Genomic DNA, 1,147 nt, shown 5'->3' on the forward strand with positions numbered 1-1,147 from the left:
GGTAGAGTCTTAGTGCGTGGTGTAAATTCGGAAGGATGGTGAGAGCCATCGGCTTATCCGGTAAGGTAATGGTTAATCAGACAATTATCTTAGAAGGAGTCAACCGATGGCTGACAACAGCATGACATTCAGCAACACCCTGATGCAACTCGGCGGCGAGGATTTCCTGCGTGAGCTCACCGAATTTATGCTCAACCGCATCATGGAAGCCGACGTCACTCAGCGCATCAACGCAGAGCCTCACGAGCGCAGCGATGAGCGCGAGACCTACCGCAACGGCTACCGTGACCGGCAGTACAACACCCGGCTCGGCACGCTGGACCTGCGTATCCCGAAGCTGCGGGAAGGCACCTACTTCCCACCCTTTCTCGAGGCCCGCAGGCTGTCGGAGAAGGCGCTCAATGCGGTTATCCAGGAAGCATGGATAAATGGCGTCTCCACCCGCAAGGTCGATGCGCTGGTCCAGTCGATGGGGATGACCGGTATCTCCCGCAGCCAGATGTCGTCCATCTGCCCCGGTATCGATGAGCGCGTGCAGGCCTTCCTGCAGCGACCACTGGAAGGAGAATGGCCCTGTCTGTGGCTGGATGCGACCTATGTGAAGGTCCGCAAGAACGGTCGGGTGGTCAGCGTGGCGGTAATAATCGCCTGCGCGGTCAGCTCGGACGGTCGCCGGGAGATAATCGGGATGGGCATTGGTGAGTCAGAAGCCAAAGCGTTCTGGCTTGCCTTCCTGCTGAGCCTGAAGGAGCGCGGTCTGGAAGGCGTGAAGCTGGTTATCTCCGACTCGCACAGCGGCCTGAAGGCGGCGATACGGCAGGTGTTCTCTGCCAGCTGGCAGCGCTGCCGGGTCCACTTCATGCGCAACGTGCTGGGCCGGGTCAGCAGGGCCAGCCAGTCGGTGGTCCGCGCCGCTCTGCAGCAGGTGTTCGTACAGACAGAGGAGAAGAGCGCTCATGCCACCTGGCGCGAGGTTGCGGCCCAACTGGAGAAAACCTTCCCGGCGGTTACGGAGATGATGGACGAAGCGGAAGAGGACGTGCTGGCGTACTTCGGCTTCCCGAAAGCGCACCGGGTGAAAATCCACTCGACCAACACGCTGGAGCGCCTGAACAAAGAGGTGAAACGGCGTGCCGACGTAGTGGGC

The 1,147-nt window shown here is 60.3% G+C and carries 1 protein-coding gene; it reads left to right on the forward strand.

Translation table 11 applies throughout. The annotated features are described in order from the left end of the window. Positions 1 to 106: 106 nt before the first annotated feature. A partial coding sequence (locus USG84_RS24005; protein WP_320712146.1) for an IS256-like element ISEae1 family transposase occupies positions 107 to 1,147 on the forward strand: 1,041 nt, incomplete at its 3' end.

This window comes from Enterobacter sp. 168J2 (assembly GCF_034107265.1).
Taxonomy (GTDB): Bacteria; Pseudomonadota; Gammaproteobacteria; order Enterobacterales; family Enterobacteriaceae; genus Enterobacter; species Enterobacter nematophilus.